Source organism: Dactylosporangium sp. NPDC000521 (assembly GCF_042898305.1).
In the GTDB taxonomy this organism is placed as follows: Bacteria; Actinomycetota; Actinomycetes; order Mycobacteriales; family Micromonosporaceae; genus Dactylosporangium.
The window spans coordinates 381,361-400,371 of sequence record NZ_JBIAYW010000004.1 but is presented as its reverse complement, the minus strand read 5'-3'; the positions used below and the strand labels follow the sequence as shown (position 1 = coordinate 400,371).

The 19,011-nt window shown below is 72.5% G+C and carries 17 protein-coding genes; 12 read left to right on the top strand and 5 right to left on the bottom strand.

Going from position 1 to position 19,011, the window contains the following annotated elements; translation table 11 throughout:
- The first annotated feature begins 153 nt into the window (after positions 1–153).
- Genes ACFY3L_RS15995 through ACFY3L_RS15960 form a run of 8 tightly spaced genes read left to right on the top strand, consistent with a single transcriptional unit; the run spans position 154 to position 7,004 of the window.
- A complete protein-coding gene (locus ACFY3L_RS15995) occupies positions 154–765 on the top strand; it encodes a chemotaxis protein CheW (protein WP_389323452.1) in 612 nt (203 codons plus the stop codon).
- On the top strand, positions 762–1,604 hold the full coding sequence (locus ACFY3L_RS15990) for a CheR family methyltransferase (protein WP_389323449.1): 843 nt from the start codon (positions 762–764) through the stop codon (positions 1,602–1,604). Before ACFY3L_RS15995 ends, ACFY3L_RS15990 begins: the two co-directional genes overlap by 4 nt.
- Positions 1,597–2,103 carry a chemotaxis protein CheD gene (locus ACFY3L_RS15985; RefSeq protein ID WP_389323447.1) on the top strand — a complete coding sequence of 169 codons (507 nt, stop codon included), beginning with the start codon at positions 1,597–1,599 and terminating at the stop codon, positions 2,101–2,103. The genes ACFY3L_RS15990 and ACFY3L_RS15985 overlap by 8 nt, the downstream gene beginning before the upstream one ends.
- Entirely contained in the window at positions 2,093–3,169 is a 1,077-nt protein-coding gene (locus ACFY3L_RS15980) for a chemotaxis response regulator protein-glutamate methylesterase (protein WP_389323444.1), read from the top strand. Before ACFY3L_RS15985 ends, ACFY3L_RS15980 begins: the two co-directional genes overlap by 11 nt.
- On the top strand, positions 3,162–4,199 hold the full coding sequence (locus tag ACFY3L_RS15975; RefSeq protein WP_389323441.1) for a methyl-accepting chemotaxis protein: 1,038 nt from the start codon (positions 3,162–3,164) through the stop codon (positions 4,197–4,199). The genes ACFY3L_RS15980 and ACFY3L_RS15975 overlap by 8 nt, the downstream gene beginning before the upstream one ends.
- A 12-nt stretch (positions 4,200–4,211) precedes the next feature.
- The gene (locus tag ACFY3L_RS15970; RefSeq protein WP_344512636.1) at positions 4,212–4,580 is read left to right on the top strand and encodes a response regulator; all 369 of its coding nucleotides are present in this window, start codon (positions 4,212–4,214) and stop codon (positions 4,578–4,580) included.
- Positions 4,577–4,873 (top strand): lipid asymmetry maintenance protein MlaB, encoded by a 297-nt coding sequence (locus tag ACFY3L_RS15965; protein ID WP_389323438.1) that lies wholly within the window; start codon positions 4,577–4,579, stop codon positions 4,871–4,873. Before ACFY3L_RS15970 ends, ACFY3L_RS15965 begins: the two co-directional genes overlap by 4 nt.
- 10 nt (positions 4,874–4,883) lie before the next feature.
- Positions 4,884–7,004 carry a chemotaxis protein CheA gene (locus ACFY3L_RS15960; RefSeq protein ID WP_389323435.1) on the top strand — a complete coding sequence of 707 codons (2,121 nt, stop codon included), beginning with the start codon at positions 4,884–4,886 and terminating at the stop codon, positions 7,002–7,004.
- A 44-nt stretch (positions 7,005–7,048) separates the two neighbouring features.
- Here ACFY3L_RS15960 and ACFY3L_RS15955 read toward each other — a convergent pair whose 3' ends face one another.
- The gene (locus tag ACFY3L_RS15955; RefSeq protein WP_389323432.1) at positions 7,049–8,743 is read right to left on the bottom strand and encodes a methyl-accepting chemotaxis protein; all 1,695 of its coding nucleotides are present in this window, start codon (positions 8,741–8,743) and stop codon (positions 7,049–7,051) included.
- A gap of 243 nt (positions 8,744–8,986) precedes the next feature.
- Here ACFY3L_RS15955 and ACFY3L_RS15950 point away from each other — a divergent pair, with 243 nt between their 5' ends.
- Entirely contained in the window at positions 8,987–9,370 is a 384-nt protein-coding gene (locus ACFY3L_RS15950; protein WP_389323429.1) for a cellulose binding domain-containing protein, read from the top strand.
- Here the strand turns inward: ACFY3L_RS15950 and ACFY3L_RS15945 are convergent.
- Both ACFY3L_RS15945 and ACFY3L_RS15940 read right to left on the bottom strand, forming a co-directional pair.
- Positions 9,351–11,795: an ATP-binding protein gene (locus ACFY3L_RS15945; RefSeq protein WP_389323426.1), complete on the bottom strand. Its 2,445-nt coding sequence runs from the start codon at positions 11,793–11,795 to the stop codon at positions 9,351–9,353. The two genes, ACFY3L_RS15950 and ACFY3L_RS15945, sit on opposite strands and share 20 nt — an antisense overlap.
- A gap of 4 nt (positions 11,796–11,799) precedes the next feature.
- Positions 11,800–12,771: a cellulose binding domain-containing protein gene (locus tag ACFY3L_RS15940; RefSeq protein ID WP_389323423.1), complete on the bottom strand. Its 972-nt coding sequence runs from the start codon at positions 12,769–12,771 to the stop codon at positions 11,800–11,802.
- Positions 12,772–12,931: 160 nt separating this feature from the next.
- Here ACFY3L_RS15940 and ACFY3L_RS15935 point away from each other — a divergent pair, with 160 nt between their 5' ends.
- Entirely contained in the window at positions 12,932–13,561 is a 630-nt protein-coding gene (locus ACFY3L_RS15935) for an MgtC/SapB family protein (RefSeq protein WP_389323420.1), read from the top strand.
- Between the two features lie 33 nt (positions 13,562–13,594).
- On the opposite strand, the gene ACFY3L_RS15930 is transcribed toward ACFY3L_RS15935, so the two are convergent.
- Positions 13,595–14,854, bottom strand: coding sequence for an Ig-like domain-containing protein (locus ACFY3L_RS15930; protein ID WP_389323417.1), 1,260 nt, complete (start codon positions 14,852–14,854; stop codon positions 13,595–13,597).
- A gap of 142 nt (positions 14,855–14,996) precedes the next feature.
- Here ACFY3L_RS15930 and ACFY3L_RS15925 point away from each other — a divergent pair, with 142 nt between their 5' ends.
- Positions 14,997–16,016, top strand: coding sequence for a coiled-coil domain-containing protein (locus ACFY3L_RS15925; RefSeq protein WP_389323414.1), 1,020 nt, complete (start codon positions 14,997–14,999; stop codon positions 16,014–16,016).
- A 193-nt stretch (positions 16,017–16,209) separates the two neighbouring features.
- On the top strand, positions 16,210–18,150 hold the full coding sequence (locus tag ACFY3L_RS15920; RefSeq protein WP_389323411.1) for a putative bifunctional diguanylate cyclase/phosphodiesterase: 1,941 nt from the start codon (positions 16,210–16,212) through the stop codon (positions 18,148–18,150).
- Between the two features lie 78 nt (positions 18,151–18,228).
- Here ACFY3L_RS15920 and ACFY3L_RS15915 read toward each other — a convergent pair whose 3' ends face one another.
- Positions 18,229–19,011 (bottom strand): polyprenol monophosphomannose synthase, encoded by a 783-nt coding sequence (locus ACFY3L_RS15915; protein WP_389323408.1) that lies wholly within the window; start codon positions 19,009–19,011, stop codon positions 18,229–18,231.

Genomic DNA, 19,011 nt, shown 5'->3' with positions numbered 1-19,011 from the left:
ACGGCGATCACCCGCCGGCGACTCGCGGACCAGCGACCCGGGGAGCATTTGTCTGATCTTGTGGGATGTTCCCCTTCAGGCGTCCGCGGCGGAGCCGATAGGGCTCTCGGTGAGCGTGTGCCGAGCGCGCGTCCGGCCCGGGAGGGGAGACCAGTGAGCGTTGAGGCAGCACCCCGCGGCGGTGGTCCCGGCGACAGCACCGCTGGCGATGCGAAGCGATACCTGACCTTCACGTTGAACGGTGAGTCCTACGCGCTGGACATCTTCCACATCACCGAGATCCTGGAATACCGGAACCTCACGGTCGTGCCGATGACGCCCGACTTCGTCCGTGGCGTCATCAATCTGCGCGGCCGGGCGGTCCCGGTCATCGACCTCGCGATCCGCTTCGCGAAGGGCGCCACGAGCATCGCCAGGCGCACCAGCATCATCATCGTCCACATCCGCGGGATGTCCGGGTCCGGTGACACCGGCGCCGGCACGGTCACCGGCGCCGGCCGCGACGGTCAGGACATCGGCGTCCTCGTCGACGCGGTCAGCAAGGTCGAGTCGTTCACTCCCGAGGACATCGAGCCGGCGCCGGCGTTCGGCGCCGGCATCCGGTCCGACTTCATCAGCGGAATGGCGAAGCGCGACAACGACTTCATCATCGTGCTCGACATCGAACACGTGCTGTCGCTGAGCGACATGGTGGACCTCGTGACGGCGCTGCCGGCCGGAGCGGAAGGGAATGGCGGCGCCGACCGGGCGATCCGGTCGTCATGACGCGGTCACTTGCCGGCCCCACGGAGATCAGCTCCGCGGAGTTCCAGGCCGTCAGCGAGTTCCTCCACCAGTGCACCGGCATCCGGCTCGCGCCGGGCAAGGAGACGCTGGTGATGGGGCGGCTGGACAAGCGCCTGCGCACGCTCGGCCTGTCCAGCTACACGGAGTACCTCCAGGTGATCCGCTCCCCGCAGCACGCCGCGGAGACCCGGCAGGCGATCGACCTGCTGACCACGAACGAGACCTTCTTCTTCCGCGAGCCGCGGCACTTCGACTTCCTCGGTGAGGTCGTCGCGCCGGCGTACCGCGCCCAGCCGGCGAACCGGCCGTTCCGGCTGTGGAGCGCCGCCAGCTCCAGCGGCGAGGAGGCGTACAGCGCGGCGATGGTGCTCGCGGAGGCGCTGCCGGACCGGCCGTGGGAGATCGTCGGCACCGACATCTCGTCGCGGGTGGTGGCCGGGGCGGCGGCCGGCATCTACCCGATCTCGGCGGCGGAGCGGATCCCGAAGGTGTTGCTGCGGCGGTACTGCCGGAAGGGGCGGGCCGAGTACGAAGGCCTGATGGCCGTCGACCGGGAGCTGCGGGCGCGCACGACGTTCCTCGGCGCGAACCTCCTGGAGGACCTGAGCCGCCTCGGCCGGTTCGACGTGATCATGCTGCGCAACGTGATGATCTACTTCGAGCCGGAGACGAAGGCACAGTTGATCGGGCGGCTGCAGGAGATGCTGCTTCCGGGTGGCTACCTCATCGTCAGCCTGTCCGAGACGCTCAACGGCATCCCGTCGCGGCTGCGGGCGGTCCAGCCGTCGATCTACCGCCTCGGAGACGACCGTGGGTAGCGCGACCGAGGTCTTCCTCAACCCGGGCGACTTCCACTTCGCCGGGGCCGGCACCCGCATCCGCACCATGCTCGGGTCCTGCGTCGCCATCACGCTGTGGCACCCGCGGCTGCGGATCGGCGGGATGTGCCATTACCTGCTGTCCCGCCGGGCGGCCCCGCCCGGCGACCATCCCGCGCTGAGCGGCCGCTACGCCGACGAGGCGGTCCAGCTGTTCCTGCGCGAGCTCGGGCGCACCGGCACCCGTCCCGCGGAGTACCAGGCGAAGATCTTCGGCGGCGGGGACCAGTTCCCCGGCGGATCGCCCGGCCCGGCGCCGCACGTGCCGCAGGACAACATCGAGACCGGCCTGCTGCTGCTGCGCGAGCACGGCTTCCACCTGACCGCGAGACATCTGGGCGGCACCGGATCCCGGCAGCTGGTGTTCGACCTCGGCACGGGCGACGTGTGGCTGCAGCATCAGGAGCGCCGACCGGCCGGAGCGGGCCATGACCGGTAAGGGAATCCGCGTCGTCATCGTCGACGACTCCGCGGTGGTGCGCCAGGTGCTGTCCAAGCGGCTGGCGGAGAGCCCGGGCATCGAGGTGCTCGGATCCGCCTCCGATCCGATCTTCGCGATGAACCTGATGAACCGGGCCTGGCCGGACGTCGTCGTGCTCGACATCGAGATGCCCAGGATGGACGGCATCACGTTCCTCAAGAAGATCATGGCCACCCGGCCGACGCCGGTGGTCATCTGCTCGACGCTGAGCCAGCGCGGCGCCCGCGCCACGATGGACGCCCTGGCGGCCGGGGCGGCCGGTGTCGTGCCCAAGCCCAGCACCGGCCTGAAGCAGTTCATGGCCGAGGACAGCGGCGACATCGTGGCGGCGGTCAGGGCGGCGGCGGCCGGCAAGGTCGCCCGCCTCAACCGGGCCGGGACGGCCCCGGCCGCCGCCGTGCCGCGACCGGCCACCGTGTCCTCGCCCATGTCCTCGCCCGTGTCCTCGCCCGTGGTGCCGGCCGGCCGGATCATCGCCATCGGCACCTCCACCGGCGGCACGCAGGCCCTGGAGACCGTGCTGACGGCGCTGCCCCGCGACAGCCCGGGAATCGTGATCGTGCAGCACATGCCGGAGAAGTTCACCGCCGCGTTCGCCGAGCGCATGGACATGGTGTCCGCGATCGAGGTCCGCGAGGCCGCCGACGGCGACCTCGTCGCCGACGGCCTGGCCCTCGTCGCGCCGGGCGGCCGGCACATGCAGGTCCTCTGCGACGGCGCTCGCTTCCGGGTCAAGGTGAGCGACGGCCCGCCTGTCAACCGGCACCGGCCCTCCGTCGACGTGCTCTTCCGGTCCGTCGCGAAGGTCGCGGGCCGTCGCGCGCTCGGCGTGATCATGACCGGGATGGGCGACGACGGCGCCCGCGGGCTGCTGGAGATGCGGGCCGCCGGCGCGCTCACCGTCGCGCAGGACGAGGCGACCTGTGTCGTGCACGGGATGCCGAAGGAAGCGGTCCGGCTGGGTGCCGTCGACCGGGAAGTGCCGTTGACCGTCATCGCCGAGGTGATCCGTACCCATGGTTGAGCTCCTGATCGTAGTCCTCGTCCTCGCCGCCGGTCTGGCCATCGGTTACAAGGCCGGGACGGGCCGCGCCGGCCGCGCCGAACGGGAGGCGGCGGCGGCGCGCGCCGCGACGGCCGGCTACGAGCGCAGCGTCACCGAGTTCGCCGGCGCGGTCGCCCCGGTGTGGTCGAGCCAGATCGAGTCGTCGCGGACGCAGATGGAGTCCGCGGTCGGCGCGGTGACCACCGAGTTCAGCCAGATCGTCGACAACCTCGACGCGGTGCTCGCCTCGTCGAGCGCCGCGCTGGAGGACAGCCACGGCGGCGGCGCGCTGGAGCGCGGACGGCAGCGCCTCGGCAGCGTCGTGCACACCCTCGACGCCGCCCTGACCTCGAAACGCGAGGCGCTGCGGGACCTCGAGGCGCTGCTGGGCCTCAACGACGACCTGAAGCAGATGACCGCCGAGGTCGCGCAGATCGCGGCGCAGACCAACCTCCTCGCGCTGAACGCGTCGATCGAGGCCGCGCGGGCCGGCGAGGCCGGCGCCGGGTTCGGCATCGTCGCCCTGGAGGTCCGCCAGCTGGCGGAGCGGTCGTTCCAGACCAGCGAGCGGATGGCCCGCCGCGTCGAGGGCATCGCCGGTGCGATCGCCTCCGCGCTGAGCAAGGCCGAGGGCGACGCCGAGCGGGAGGGCGCGGCGGTCACCCGGGCCAACAGCGAGGTGGGCGAGGTCCTCGACGACCTCGGTGCCGTGCTCGCCGGCCTGCGCGACTCCTCCGACCAGCTCGAACGCGCCGCCGTCGGGATCCGGTCGGGGGTCGCCGGCGCCATCGTCAACCTGCAGTTCCAGGACCGGATCGGCCAGGTCCTGGAGCACCTGCGGCAGAACATCGAACGGATGCCGGTCGTCGTCGCCGAGGACCGCTCGCTGAACGCCCAGCGGCTGCTCGACGAGCTCGCCGCCACCTACACGATGCACCAGGAGCGGGAGGCGCACCTCACCGGCGCGAAGACCGCCGCGGTGCCCGAATCAGAGATCACGTTCTTCTAGAGGGGGCACCTGATGTCGAAGACCATTCTGATCGTCGATGACTCGGCGTCGGTACGGCAGGTCGTCACCATCGCGCTGCGCGGCGCGGGCTACGAGGTGGTGGCCGCCACCGACGGCAAGGACGCGCTCAAGCAGCTCGACGGCCGGCGGATCCACCTGATCATCTCGGACGTGAACATGCCGAACATGGACGGCATCACGCTCGTCGGCGAGGTCAAGAAGCTGCCGTCCTACCGGTTCACCCCGATCATCATGCTGACGACGGAGTCGCAGGAGGACAAGAAGCGGCAGGCGCAGGCGGCAGGGGCGAAGGCGTGGGTCACCAAGCCGTTCCAGCCGGACCAGATGCTGGCCGCGGTGTCGAAGCTGGTCATGCCGTGACGGGACCCGCGAGCCGCCTGGAGCTCGACGGCGAGCTGACCGTCGTCGCGGCGGCCGAGCAGCACGCCCGCGTCCGCGCCTTCCTGCACGAGAGCACGACGGTCGCCGAGATCGGCCTCTCCGGCGTGACCGAGCTGGACACCGCCGGCCTGCAGATCCTGCTCGCCGCCCGGCGGGAGGCGGAGCAGCAGGGCACCACCCTGACCTTCCATGACCCGAGCGGGGCCGTCCGGGCGGTGTTCGAGACCGCCCACCTCGTCGCGGAGCTGGACGCGCCGCACCCCGGGACCTGACTGGAGCACGATGGTGAGCGACGACCTCAACGACGCCCTCGACACGTTCATCACCGAGGCGCGGGAGCTGCTGCAGGACTTCGAGGAGGGCCTGCTCGGCCTGGAGGACGACCCGAGCGCCGAGGAGACCGTCAACGCCCTCTTCCGCACGATGCACACCCTCAAGGGGTCGGCGGGGCTGTTCGGCCTGGGCCATCTGGTGGCGTTCACGCACGTGGTGGAGACCGTGCTGGACTCGCTCCGCGAGGGCGAGCTGACGGTGACCCCGGAGCTGGTCAGCGCGCTGCTGCCGTGCAGCGACCACGTCTCGTCGATGGTCGAGGGCATCGCCTCCGGCCGGCTCGAGGCGACGCCGGCGGAGACCGAGGACGGTGACCGGCTGCTCGCCGCGCTGCAGCCGTTCCTCACCGAGACGCCGGCGCCGGCTCGTACACCCGACGCCGCCGACGAGCAGAGCGGCAATGGGCTCAGGACCTGGCGGCTCACGTTGTGGTTCGGCCCCGACAGCCTGCGCAACGGCATGGACCCGCTGTCGTTCCTGCGCTATCTGGGCGGTATGGGCGACGTCACCCGGGTCACGACGCTGACCGACGCCCTGCCCGAGCCCGACCTGATGGACCCGGAGACGTGCTACCTCGGCTTCGAGGCCGAGTTCGTCAGCGGCGCGCCGAAGACCGAGATCGAGGAGGTCTTCGACTTCGTCCGCGAGGACAGCCGGATCGCGATCGTGCCCGCCGACGACTACGTCACGGTGATCGAGGAGCTGCCTGACCAGGACCGGCTCGGTGACCTGCTGATCCGTAGCGGCGCCGCCACCGACCTGGAGATCGCCAGGGCGCTGCGGATCCAGCAGGAGCACAACCGGTCCGGCGACACCCTGCCACCGCTCGGCCAGATCCTGATCGAGACGCAGGCCGTGCCGAAGCCGGTGGTCGAGGCGGCGCTCGGCAAGCAGCGCAAGACCGCCGACAGCCGGTCGCAGGAGACCCAGACCATCCGCGTGTACGCCAACCGGCTCGACAAGCTCATCGACCTCGTCGGTGAGCTCGTCATCGCCCAGTCGAGCGTCGGGATCCGCCGCCGCGACGGCGACGGCGACGAGGAGGCGCAGGGCGAGGTCATGCGGCTCGTCGAGGAGGTCCGGCACAGCGCGCTGTCGCTGCGGATGGTGCCCATCGGCACGACGCTGCGCCGCTTCGAGCGGGTCGTCCGCGACGTCTGCGTCGACCTGGACAAGGACGTCGACCTGGTCATCACCGGCGGCGAGGCGGAGATGGACAAGGCGCTCGTCGAGCGGATCGGCGACCCGCTGCTCCACCTGGTCCGCAACGCCCTCGACCACGGCGTCGAGCCGCGGGCCGAGCGGGAGCGCCAGGGCAAGCCGGTCCGCGGGAAGCTGCGGCTCAACGCCTTCCACGACGCCGGGTCCATCGTCATCGAGGTCGCCGACGACGGCCGCGGGCTCAATCGCGAGCGCATCCTCGCCAAGGCCGTCGACCGCGGCATGGTCCAGGCGGGCGCCGCCATGAGCGACCATGAGGTGTTCGACCTCATCTTCGAGCCCGGCTTCTCGACCGTGGAGACGGTGTCGAACCTCTCCGGCCGCGGCGTCGGGATGGACGTCGTGCGCCGCAACATCGCCGAGCTGCGCGGCACCATCGAGGTCGACACGGCCGCCGGGGCGGGCACCACGTTCCGGATCCGGCTGCCGCTGACCCTCGCCATCATCGACGGGTTCCTGGTCGGCGTCGGGGCCAGCGCGTTCATCGTGCCGCTGGACCGGGTCACCGAGTGCGTGGAGCTGCCGCCGCACGCTTCCGGCCGCGACTGCATGTACCTGCGGGGTGAGGTGCTGCCCTTCGTCCGGCTCCGGACGATCTTCGACATCGCGGGGCAGCCGCCGCGGCGGCAGAACGTGGTCGTCATCGAGCAGTCCGGGCAGCGGGCGGGGCTGGTGGTGGACACCCTGCTCGGGCAGTTCCAGACCGTCATCAAACCGCTGGGCGTGCTGTTCAGCGGGGCCCGCTGCATCAGCGGCTCGACGATACTCGGCAACGGCGAGGTGGCGCTGATCCTGGACGTCGGACCCCTCGTCGCGGAGAACGTGAGCCGCGAGCAGCTGCTCGTCTGAGGGCCGCCCCAACGGGGCCGGCCCCCAACGGGGCCGGCGTCACCTCAGAAGCGGTCGAACTTACTTTCGTCGATCTCGGTGACCGTGTGGTCGGCGCGCGGCGAGTACTGCGAGGTGCTGTAGTTCAGGCTCTTCGCCGGCGACTTCGCCGTCTCCCGCGGCGGACGGCCGCCGTTCGTGGCGCGCCGGCCCTGCCCGCTGCCGCCCGTGCCGGTCGTGAAGAACGCCATCATGTTCTGCAGCTGATGCGTCTGCGCCGCCATCTCCTCGGCGGTGGCCGCCAGCTCCTCGCTCGACGACGCGGTCTGCTGGGTGACCTTGCCGATCTGGGTCATCGCGATGTTGATCTGGTGCACGCCGGTGGACTGCTCGCCGCTGGCGGCGGCGATCTCCTGGACCAGGTCCGAGGTCCTGGTGATGCTCGGGATGATCTTGTCGAGGAGCGCGCCGGCATGCTCCGCGGTCGTCACGCTGCCCGCGGCGAGCTCGCTGATCTCCTGGGCCGCGATCTGGCTGCGCTCGGCGAGCTTGCCGACCTCCGTCGCCACCACGGCGAAGCCCTTGCCGTGCTCGCCGGCCCGGGCCGCCTCGATGGTCGCGTTCAGGGCCAGCATGTTGGTCTGGAAGGCGATGTCGTCGATGATGCCGATCTTGCTGGTGATCTGCTTCATCGCGTCGAGCGTCTTCTGCACCGCGCCGCCGCCGTCCTGGGCCTCGCTCGCGGCGCTGGTCGCGATGCTCTCGGTGGTGCGGGCGTTGTCGCTGTTCTGGGCGATGCCTGCGGTCATCTGCTCGATGCTGGCCGTGGTCTCCTCGACGCTGGCGGCCTGTTCGGTCGCGGCCTGCGACAGGCTCTGGGAGGCGCCGCTGATCTGGTTCGACGCGTTGGTCAGCTGGGTGGCGGAGTCGACGACCGTGCTGACCGTCTCGGCGAGCCGGTCCAGCGCGCTGTTGAGGGCGGTGCCCATCCGCCCGACCTCGTCGCGGCTCACCACCGTGACCCGCCGGTCGAGGTGCCCCTCGGCCATGGCGGACAGCACCGCGACCGTCTCCTGCAGCGGCCTGGAGATCGCCCGGCTGATCATCAGCACGACCGTGAAGGCGAGGATCAGTGCCACCACGATCAGCCCGATCGACAGCACCCGCGAGGAGTCGTACGCCGACTTCGACTCGGCGAGCGTCGTCTGGGCGGCCTTGTTCTCCAGCTCGACCAGGTTGGTGAGCGCGGTGTCGATCGCGGCCGCGAGCGGTGCGCCCTGACCCTTGGTCGCCGTGTTGAAGCCGACGTAGTCGCCGGCCTTCGCCAGCGGGATCAACTGCGCCGTGAGCAGGTCCCGGTACGCCTTCCAGGAGGACTCGAACGACTCCCGGTCGGCCGCGCCACCCTGCCCGCCGCCGGCGGTGAACGTCTGCCAGCTCGTGTCGAGCCCTTCCACCGCGGTCCGCAGCGTCTGCTCGGCGGCGTCCTTCTCGGCCGGGGTCTGCGCGAGGGCGACGTCACGGAGCATGAACCGGACGTCCCGGTAGTCCGAGCTCACCTCGTCGATGCTCTGCACGGTGCGCAGGTTGGTGTTGTACATCAGGTCCAGGCGCTCCTGGGCGTCGCCGAGCTGGACCAGGCCGAACACCCCGATCGCCAGCAGCAGCACGGACACCACGCCCGCCAGGGTGCCCAGCTTCCAGGCGACGGACAGGTCACGGAATCCGGAGCGGCGTCGTCCGCCGGTAGCCTCTGTCATTCCCGGCCTCCTCTGGAGTTGGGTCTGCCACCCTTCCATCGGCCCCGACCGGCGATCGTCTGAGCATTTCCGCCACCGGTGTCGCGTCGTCCGGTCGGGCGGGATCCGGACCTGTTGACCAGCGCGGCTCAGGCTCGGTAGATTCCGGCCGCGAGCCGCGGTGGGAGCCGAGCGGCCGGGCGCGGCGGGTCGCCGCGGGTCCGGTGCGTGTCCGTGCCCGTCACACCCCGCCCCGGAGGCACCGTGTTCCGCTCCACCATCCTTGCCGTCGCCCTGCTCCTGCCGTTCTCCTGGGCCTCGCCCGCGTCGGCCGCACCCGCCGGGGACGTCGGCTGCGACTACCGGTTCTTCGCGTGGGACGGCGGGTTCGTCGCGGATCTCACGATCACCAACCACGGCCCGGCCATCAACGGCTGGACCGCCCGCTGGACGTTCAGCACCGCGACCGGCAACCTCGGCGTCTGGCAGGCCAGGATGGAGCAGCCGAGCCCGTTCGCGGTCACGGCGACGAACCTGCCGTACAACGCCGTCATCGACACGGGCCGGTCGGTGCGGTTCGGCTGGACCGCATCGGCCGCCGCGACGGAGGCGCCGCACGACCTGACCGTCAACGGCATGCCCTGCTGAGCCCGTCGACGGCGAGCGCCAGCCCGTGCCGGTCGCCGGCGCGTTCGGCGAGGGCCCGCGCCGCCGCGAACCGGTGCCCGGCCGCGTCCGGACGGCCCATGGCCAGCAGGACGTCGCCGAGGGCGTTGAGGGTCTCGATCTCCAGGCCGCACTCGCCCGTGGCGCGGGCGGCGGTGAGCGCGTGCCGCAGGTGGCCGAGGGCCTTCGTGTGGTCGCCGCGGCGGTGGTACGCGACGCCGAGCGTGCTCCGCGCGGTGCCCTCACCGCCACGGTCACCGGCCGCGACGCACCGCTCCAGAGCCACGTGCAGGTGGGCGAGCGCCGCGTCGTGCCGGCCCGTGGCGCTGAAGACGGCGCCGAGGTTGCCCAGCGCGTAACCCTCGAGGCGCCGGTCGCCGAGGTCGGCGAACAGCGCCGCCGCCCGGTGCAGATGGTCGAGGGCCTCGCGGTGGCGGCCGGCGCGGTGGAGCGTGAAGCCGAGGTTGAGCAGCTGGGCGCCCTCGCCGTGCCGGTCGCCGAGCGCACGGTAGGCGGCCAGGGCGTCCCGCAGCCGGGTGAGGGCCTCGTCGTGGTCGCCGAGCCGCTCGTGCACGAGGGCCAGCCGGGCGGTGGCGCGCGCCTCGCCGGCCGCGTCACCGGCGGCGCGGTGACCGCCCAGCGACCGTCCGAAGTGGACCTTCGCCAGGTCGTGGTCGCCGAGCAGCCAGTGGACGGCGCCGAGGTTGGTGTGCGCGCCGGCGTCGCCGTGCGCCGCGGCGGCGGTGTGCAGCGCGAGGGCCTCCCGGTAGTGGCCGCCGACCTCCAGGTATCGCCACAGCACCCGCGACAGGGGGACGGCGGCCCGCGACCCGGCGAGGGTGACGAGCGCGGCGCGGTGCCGGTCGAGCCACCGCGTCGCCGCCTCCGGACCGTCCACGGTGGACCCCGTGACGGGCCCTGTGATCGACGCTGAGCCGGCGTGGTCGTGGGGGAACAGGGTGGCGGCCGCGGCGGTCGCGGTGTGCAGCAGGTGTGCGGTGAGCCGGTCCAGCGCGGCCCCCGCCTCGTCGTGCGGCAGTCGCGCGGCGAGCTCCACGCTGTAGGCCCGCAACAGGTCGTGCATGGTGCACCCGCCGTCCGCGGGCTCGACGAGGTGCGCGCGGGCCAGCTCGTCGAGCAGCGCCCCGGCGGGCACGCCGGCGAGCGCGGTCGCGGCCGGGGTGTCGACGACCCGGCCGGGGTGCAGCCCGAGCAGCTGGAAGGCGCGGGCGGCGGATGGGTCGAGGCGGCGCAGCGACCAGGAGAACACCGACCGCAGCGCGGTGTGCGGGTCGCCGCCGGCGTCGAACGCGGCCAGGCCGGCGGGGTCCCCGGAGCAGTGCGGCGACGGGCGGGCCGCGGCGATGCGCAGCGCGAGCGGCAGGCCGGCGCAGCGGTCGGCGAGGAGGTCCACGGTGCCGGGGCCGGCCCCGGGCCCGAGGAGCCGCCGCAGCAGGGTGCGGGAGTCGGCCCGGTCGAGCCGGCCGAGGCGGACGGGGTGGACGCCGTCGCGGGCGACCAGGCCGCCGAGCGTGTCGCGGCTGGTGACGACGACCGCGCCGGTGGAGGTGCCGGGCAGCAGCGGGCGGACCTGGCCGGCGCCGGCGGCGTTGTCCAGCACCACGAGCAGCCGCCGGCCGGCGACCTCGGTCCGGAAGCGGGCGGCGCGTTCGTCAGTCGTGGCGGGGATGCCCGACGCGGGCACGCCGAGCCCGCGGAGGAACGCGGCGAGGGCGTCGCCGGGGTCGACGGGCTGCCGGGGGTCGTGCCCGCGCAGGTCGACGTAGAGCTGGCCGTCGGGGAACCGGCCGGCGACGCGGTGCGCCCAGTGCACGGCGAGAGCGGTCTTGCCCACGCCGGCGGTGCCGGCGATCAGCGCGACCCGGGGCCCGGCGCCCGCGAGGACGGCGTCGAGGCCGGCGAGGTGCGGCGCCCGGCCGGTGAACGCGGGCACGTCCGCCGGCAGCTGCCGGGGCACCGGGCGCTCCGGGCCGGCCGGGGCGGGGGAGGTCACGGGACGGCGGCCCTCCTCGACCCGGTCGCGGGCGGTGGCGAGGGCGCCCTGCTCGGCCGGTGACGCGCCCAGCAGGCGGACGAGCACGTCGAAGCGGTCGGTCGGGGGCAGCACCCGCCCCGACAGGTAGCCGCCGATGATCCCGTGCGACCAGCCGGTCGCCGCCGCCAGGTCGCGGTAGGTCAGCTCGGTGCCGCCGCGGCGGCGGGCGTGGCGGCGGCGCAGCTCCCGCAGCAGCCGCGCCAGGTCGGCGGTCGCGCGCACGGCCGCGACCGCGTCCGGCGCGAGAAGGGCGGCGCGGGTGTCGATGCCGGCAGCGTAGGCCCGGACGCGGCCACGGTGCGGCCGCGGTGCGCGGGGTCGCCGGGCGGCGGACCCCGCGCACCAGGTCACGGCGTCACGCCACGGTGCACGGGGCGCCGTTGAGCGTGAAACTTGCCGGCGGCGTGAACGGGGTGGCCCCGCCGGTGAACCCGGGCATCGCCTGTCCGCCGGGGCTGATCGTGCCGCTCCACGCGTTCGGGGTGAGCGTGCCGGTGTTCCCGGAGCGGGTGAGGATCGCGCCGAACGTGTTGTACGTGACCGCCGTCGAGGCGAGCGTGAAGCCGATCGTCCAGCCGGTGACCGGCGCTGCGGTCGTGTTGGTGATCGTGACGGTGACGAGGAACCCGGGACTGAACTGCACGACCTGGACCTGGCAGGTCGGCGCGGCCGTGTACGCGAGGGTGGTGACGGTGGCCGCGGGCGAGCGGGCGGACAGGTTGCCGTTCGTGTCGAACGCGACGACCGCGAACGTGTAGGCGGTGCCACCAGTCAGGCCCGTGACCCGGTAGAAGCGGCTGGACCAGTCGGCGGTGCGGATCGTCGTCCAGACGCCACCGATCAGCTGCTGCAGGTGGTAACCGCCGACCTGGACGTTGTCGGTCGACTCGCCCCAGACCATCGACACCCCGGTGGTGGTGACGCTGCTGAAGAGCGGGGCGGTCGGCGCCGACGGCGGGGTGCTGTCCGGTGCCGCCAGCGTCGTGAACGTGATCGGCGCCGACGGCGGGCTCGCGACGTACCCGGAGGTCGCCGTCGGCAGCGAGTACACCCGGAACGTGTACGTGGTGCCCCGCTGCAGGCCGGTCAGGGCGAGGCCGTTGAAGAGGCCGCGGGCGTACTCGGTCCAGGCGCCGCCGACCTTGCGCTCGACCACGTCCTGCTCGGCGAACAGGTCGTGCGTCCACGACAGGTCGGCACTCGTGTCGGCGACGTGCAGCGCCTGCACGTCGGTCGGCGCGGTGAGGACGGTGGTGGCGAAGGCGGGCGCCGGGGCGAGCGCCAGCAGCCCGGCGGTGAGCGGGGCGAGGAACCGGGACAGTCTCATCGGGTGCCTTTCGGTGCGGTGGGGTCACGCCGCACCCATGCTCGGGGCCACGCCGCGCCGGGCGCCCGCGATCCTGGACACCGTCGGACAGCGTTGGACAGCGGGCGAGGAGTCGCGCGCAGCGGTGGCGGGAACGACCGGCGGACGGTAAGAGTGTCCGATGGACTGGACCGTCATCCCCACGTTGCTGATCGCCATCGCCCTCGGTGCCGTCGTCGGTCTGGAGCGGGAGCTGGGAGCCCAGCCCGCCGGACTGCGCACCCACATGCTCGTCGCGGCCGGCGCGGCCGTGTTCACCATCGCGGGCAAGGAGGTCGGCACCGACCCGACCCGCATCGCCGCGCAGGTCGTCACGGGCATCGGCTTCCTCGGCGCCGGCGCCATCTTCAAGGAAGGCGTCAACATCAGCGGGCTGACGACCGCGGCGTCGCTGTGGGTGACCGCGGCGATCGGGCTCGCGGCCGGCCTGCGGCTGTTCTGGGCGGCGGGCGCGGTCACCGTCGCGGCCGTCGCCGCCCTGTGGCTGTTCAAGGTCGCGGAGGCGAACTGGCTGCCGGACCGGCACCGCATCCAGGTGACGCTGACCCTCGCCCCGGACTTCCCGCTCGACGAGGTGGAGCGGGAAGCCCTGGCGGCGCTGCCGGGCGCGCACGTGCTGCGCATCGACTACGCCGGCCACGACCAGTCGATCGTGCTCACCGCCCGTGGCGACAACAACACGTCACTGCCGGCGGTCGCCGAGTCCCTGCGCCTGCTGGACGGTGTCCAGGGCGTCGAGATCTCCCGCTGACCCCGGCCCGCCGAGGCTCAGTCCGCCGAGGGCTCAGCTCGCCGACGGTGACGGTGACGCCGGCGCGGAGGTGGTGGGGGCGACGTACGGCACGGCGCTGCCCTTGACGTACTGGTCCCAGCTCGTCGACCAGTCCGTCCAGCCGTTGCCCCACTTCACCTGCTCCTCGGTGCCCTTGATGATGACCGGGTCGCCGATGCGGGTCTGCTTCCACAGCCACTCCGCGTGCGCTGCGGAGATGTTGGTGCAGCCGTGTGACACGTTGCGCTTGCCCTGGTCGCCCTCGGACCACGGGGCGGAGTGGATGTACTCGCCGTCCCAGGTGAGCCGCTGCGGCCAGTACACCTTGGTGCGGTAGCCGGCATCGGAGTCGGCCGGGACGCCGTAGGTGGAGGAGTCGAACCACTCCCACTCGTTCTTGATCATGACGATGAAGTTGCCGCTGGCCGACGGGTTCTTCGGGCGGCCGAGGCTCACCGGGATGGTCCGCAGCAACTGGCCGTCCTGCGTGACGGTCATCTGCTTGGTGGCGTTGTCGACCTCCATGACGAACTTCGGCCCGACCGTCGCGGTGAACGACACGTCGCGCTCGCCCCACCACTTGCCGTCCAGGTTCGTGCCACCGGTGCGCGCGCTGACCTGGAGCTTCGTGCCGGTCTGCCAGTACTCCTTCGGGCGGAAGTGCAGCTCCTTGCCGGTGAACCAGTTGAAGGCGCCCTCCTGCGGCGGGTCGCTGGTCACCTGGATGCGCTGCTGCACCGCGGCGCGCTGGGCGGGCGCCACGTCGACGCCGAACGTGATGATGACCGGCATCCCGACGCCGACGACCTGCTTGTCGGCGATGATGCTGGTGATCTTGCCGAGCTTCGACGGCTTCGCCATGGTCGTGAACGACGTCGTCGCCGTCGTCGGCTTACCGTCCGTCGAGGTCGCGGTGACCGTCGCCGTGTACTTGGTGCCGTACTTGAGCTGCGCGGCCGGCTGCCACGCCTTGCCGTCGGCACGGGGAGCGCCGGCGACCTCCGCCCCGCTCGCGTCGGTGAGCTTCACGGCGACGCTCGCCGCGTTGGTGGCGGTGTAGGCCAGGTCGAGGGCGGTGGGCACGTTGGCGGCGCCGTCGGCGGGCCCGCTGATCGCGAGCTCCACCGGCAGCGCCGGCGCCTTCGGGCTCGCCGAGGACTGCTGCTGCGTCGCGCTCGGGGACGCCTTGTCGGTGCAGGCGGTCAGCAGCAGCGCCGCCGCGGCGACCAGCGCGGCGGCCGGCCACAGGCGCGGGAGTCTGATGTGCGTCATCGAGGGGCAGGTTACCCTGGCGCGTCCACTCGAACGACCCCGGTCGGCGCCCCAAAAACCGCCGCCAAATCGCTGTATGACCGAAATTTCGGCGTATTTGGGCCGAGTGGCGATGTCCGTGCGCATGGTTATGCTGGCGACGATGCTGACGCTTCCGACCGGGCGCATGCCCAGGGTTCTGATGCTGCTGCTGGCCACCTTGCTCGTGGGGGTGGTCTGGGTCGCCGACCCCGCTTCGGCGGAGCCGGGCGAGGACGGCGGGCAGAATCTCACCGTCCGCCAGGCGCTCGACAAGGCCAACGCCGAGTACAACGACGCCAAGGGACGGCTCGACAAGTCCGTCGCCGACGAGGCCGCGGTCACCGGGCAGCTGACGGCGACGCAGACCCAGGTCGGCGAGCTCGAGGCCTCGGCCGGGGCGGTGGCCAACGCCGCCTACCGCGGGCGCCGGGTCAGCCTGACCAGCGTGGCCCTCGCCGGCGACACGCCGGAGGCCACCATCCACGGCATGACCACGGTGCAGTACATGCTGTTCCGCGACGACAAGGCGCTGCGCGAGCTGGCCGAGACCCGCAAGCGGCTGGAGCAGCAGAAGGCGGACCTCGCCGCGGCGATCGCCAACCAGCAGGCCCAGCTGAAGATCATGGAGACGAACAAGAAGGCCGCCGAGGACGCCCTGAAGAAGGCGGGCGGCGGCGGCGCGACCACCGGCGCGCCGACGGGCGGCAAGGTCACCACCAACGCGGTCGGGCGCAACGGCGACGGCTCCTACGCCAGCCAGGGCTGCACCCAGGACGATCCGACCACGACCGGGTGCATCAGCCCGCGGATGCTCAACGCCTACAACGAGGCGCGCAAGGCCGGCTACACCCACTACACGTCGTGCTTCCGCAGCGGCGGCGGCGGCGACCACCCGGCCGGCAAGGCCTGCGACTTCTCCGCCAACGCCAAGACCTTCGTCAACGCCCGCGCCACCGGCGCCGACCAGCAGTACGGCGACGCCCTGGCCGCCTGGTGCGTCGCCAACGCGAAGAACCTCGGCGTGAAGTACGTCATCTGGTACAAGCGGATCTGGCAGCCCAGCAGCGGCTGGAAGTCCTACGGCGGTGACGGCACCCCGGCCGGCGACCACTACAACCACGTGCACCTGTCCATGCAGTAGCGCGCCGCCCTGTGGACCTGGCCGGCCCATGCGGCCGCACCGCGTCCTGTACATCCCGTTGCCGGGCCGCCGCCCGGGCCGACGCAACCGGTTTGCTCCCGGCCGGTTGGATCAGAGCGCGCGCCCGGTGCCGATGTCAGGATCGGCGCTCCGGACGACGAGCCGCCGGACCGTAGGACAGGGGGACTGTGGCGTGCGACGACCAACCGGACTGCTCCGGCGCGGTGCCGTGCTCGGCCTCGCCGCCGTCCTGCTCGGCCTGACCGGCGTCAGCGTCGTCGGCACGAACCGCACCCGCGCCTCCGCGAACACCGCGGTCCACGCGACGGCGCTCGCCATGGCGTACGACCTGGCCGACGACGCCGTCGCCCTGGAGGAGGTCGCGGCGCAGCAGTACCGCCTGGAGCCGGGCGCAGCGGCCCGGGAGCTGCACCGCGGCGCGTCCGGCGCGCTCGACGTGGCGCTGCACGACGTCGAGCAGCGCGGCGGGGCCGAGGACCGGGCGCTCGCCGCCCGGGTCCGCAAGCTGCACACGACCTACCTGACCGCGGTGGCGTGGGTGTTCGAGGCGATCGACCGCGGTGACACCACGGCTGCGAACAGGATCGACAAGGACGACGTGGACCCGGTCGCGCACCAGATCGGGGACCTGGTCCACACCGCCACCATCGCCAGCGCGGCCGAGGCGGCCCAGGCGATGCGCGACCTGCACCGCGTCGAGGGCGTCGTCTTCACCGCCACGACCGGCACGTTCGCCGTCGGGCTGGCGCTGCTGGTCGCGTTCGGCATCGTCGCCGGCGGCTACCAGCGCCGCCTCGTGCGGCACGCCGCCGAGCACAAGTACCACGCGTCGCACGACGCGCTGACCGGCCTGCCCAACCGGACGCTCTTCACCGAGCGCACCAGCGACGCGCTGCGCTCGCCCGACCCGGTGCTCGCCGTCCTGCTGCTGGACCTCGACCGGTTCAAGGAGGTCAACGACACGCTCGGTCACCAGTACGGCGACGAGCTGCTGCGGCAGGTCGCGGTCCGCACCACCGGGGCGCTGCGCGCCGGGGACGTCGTCGCGCGGCTGTCCGGCGACGAGTTCGCGGTGCTGCTGCCCGGCGCGTCCGCCGCCGATGCCGCCGCCCTGGCCGCCCGGCTGCAGGGCGAACTGCACCGCACCTTCACGCTCGACGACGTCGCCGTCGACGTGGAGGTCAGCATCGGCATCGCCGTGGCGCCCGAGCACGCGGACGACACCGATGCGCTGCTGCGCTGCGCCGACATCGCCATGTACGCGGCGAAGGACAGCAAAACCGGCGCCACCCTGTACCGGCCGAACATGCACATCGAGGACGGCAACAGGCTGCTGCTGCTCGGCGACCTGCGCCGCGCCCTCGACGTCACCGACCAGCTCACCCTGCACTACCAGCCGAAGATCCGGCTGGACGACGGCCGCCCGTCCGGCGCGGAGGCGCTGGTGCGCTGGGCGCACCCGACGCGCGGGCAGATCCCGCCCGCCGAGTTCATCCCCGTCGCGGAGAGCACCGGTCTCATCACCCGGCTCACCCTGTACGTGCTGCGCCTCGCCGTCACGCAGGCCCGCGCCTGGCTCGACGACGGTCTCCACGTGCCGATCGCGGTCAACCTGTCGCCGCGCTGCCTGCTGGACCCCGACCTGGTCGGCCACGTGACGCGGCTGCTGGACGAGCACGACCTGCCCGCCGAGCTGCTGCGTCTCGAGGTGACCGAGACCGCGGTCATGGCGAACCCGGCCCTCGCCACCGAGACGCTCGTCGCCCTGCACGGCCTCGGCGTGCGGCTGTCGATCGACGACTACGGCACCGGGTACTCCTCGATGGCGTACCTCAAGAGCCTGCCCGTCGACGAGCTGAAGGTCGACCGCACGTTCGTCATGCACATGGACGACGATCCGGAGGACGCGGTGCTGGTCCGCGGCGCGATCGAGCTCGGCCACAACCTGGGCATGTCGGTCGTCGCCGAGGGCGTCGAGGGCGCCGCGCACGTCGCCGCGCTGCAGGAGCTCGGCTGCGACGTGGCGCAGGGCTACCACTACGCCCGCCCGATGCCCCCGGCCGAGCTGACCGCGTGGCTCAAGACCAGCACCGCCATGGCACTGACGACGTGAAGGACCGGCGCCGCCGCGGTGCTGACGACGTGAAACACCGGCGCAGCGGCGGCGCCGGTGTCCTGAGTGTCCTGAGTGTCAGATCTTCGGCTGCGTGCGCTGGATCTTGCGGTGCTTCAGGCGCAGCTTGAACGGCATCGTCGCGCTCTCGACCTTCGTGGCCGTCGTCATCTTCGACACGCCGTCGGTGCGCTCCTCGAAGCGGATCGGCACCTCGATGATCGTCTGCCCGAGCTTGGTCGCCAGGAAGTGCATCTCGACCTGGAAGCTGTAGCCGTTGGACTGGACGCGGTCCAGGCCGATCGCCTCCAGCGCGTCCGCCCGCCAGATCTTGAACCCGGCGGTCAGGTCCCGGATCCGCACCTGCAGCAGGGTGTGCACGTAGAGGTTGGCCCAGCCGCTGAGCGCCCGCCGGTACAACGGCCACTTCTCGTCGAGCTGCCCGCCGGGCACGTAGCGTGAGCCGATGACCACGCCGGCCTGGGTGGACAGCAGCGCCCCGAGCATGCCGGGCAGCGCCTCCGGCGGGTGCGACAGGTCGGCGTCCATCTGCGCCACGAACTTGGCGCCGTCCTCGATCGCACGGCCGATGCCGTCGACGTACGCCCTGCCGAGGCCCTCCTTCCCGGGCCGGTGCAGCACCCGGATCCGCCCGGGGTGCTCGGCGGCGAGCTTCTCCGCCACCTCGCCGGTGCCGTCCGGGGAGTTGTCGTCGGCGACGAGGATGCTCAGCCCCGGCAGCGGCAGGGCGAACAGCCGCTCGACCAGCCGTGGCAGGTTGCCCGCCTCGTTGTAGGTCGGGACGACGACGGTCAGGGGCTCGTCACACCACGGGGACGGCAGCCGCACTGGTTCGATCAT

Excerpts from the sequence above, each read along its gene's own strand:
- ACFY3L_RS15990 (WP_389323449.1), top strand. The coding sequence starts at position 762 with ATGACGCGGTCACTTGCCGGCCCCACGGAGATCAGCTCCGCGGAGTTC.
- ACFY3L_RS15980 (WP_389323444.1), top strand. The coding sequence starts at position 2,093 with ATGACCGGTAAGGGAATCCGCGTCGTCATCGTCGACGACTCCGCGGTG.
- ACFY3L_RS15975 (WP_389323441.1), top strand. The coding sequence starts at position 3,162 with ATGGTTGAGCTCCTGATCGTAGTCCTCGTCCTCGCCGCCGGTCTGGCC.
- ACFY3L_RS15970 (WP_344512636.1), top strand. The coding sequence starts at position 4,212 with ATGTCGAAGACCATTCTGATCGTCGATGACTCGGCGTCGGTACGGCAG.
- ACFY3L_RS15960 (WP_389323435.1), top strand. The coding sequence starts at position 4,884 with ATGGTGAGCGACGACCTCAACGACGCCCTCGACACGTTCATCACCGAG.
- ACFY3L_RS15955 (WP_389323432.1), bottom strand. The coding sequence starts at position 8,743 with ATGACAGAGGCTACCGGCGGACGACGCCGCTCCGGATTCCGTGACCTG.
- ACFY3L_RS15940 (WP_389323423.1), bottom strand. The coding sequence starts at position 12,771 with ATGAGACTGTCCCGGTTCCTCGCCCCGCTCACCGCCGGGCTGCTGGCG.
- ACFY3L_RS15935 (WP_389323420.1), top strand. The coding sequence starts at position 12,932 with ATGGACTGGACCGTCATCCCCACGTTGCTGATCGCCATCGCCCTCGGT.
- ACFY3L_RS15930 (WP_389323417.1), bottom strand. The coding sequence starts at position 14,854 with ATGACGCACATCAGACTCCCGCGCCTGTGGCCGGCCGCCGCGCTGGTC.
- ACFY3L_RS15925 (WP_389323414.1), top strand. The coding sequence starts at position 14,997 with ATGCTGACGCTTCCGACCGGGCGCATGCCCAGGGTTCTGATGCTGCTG.
- ACFY3L_RS15915 (WP_389323408.1), bottom strand. The coding sequence starts at position 19,011 with ATGATCGAACCAGTGCGGCTGCCGTCCCCGTGGTGTGACGAGCCCCTG.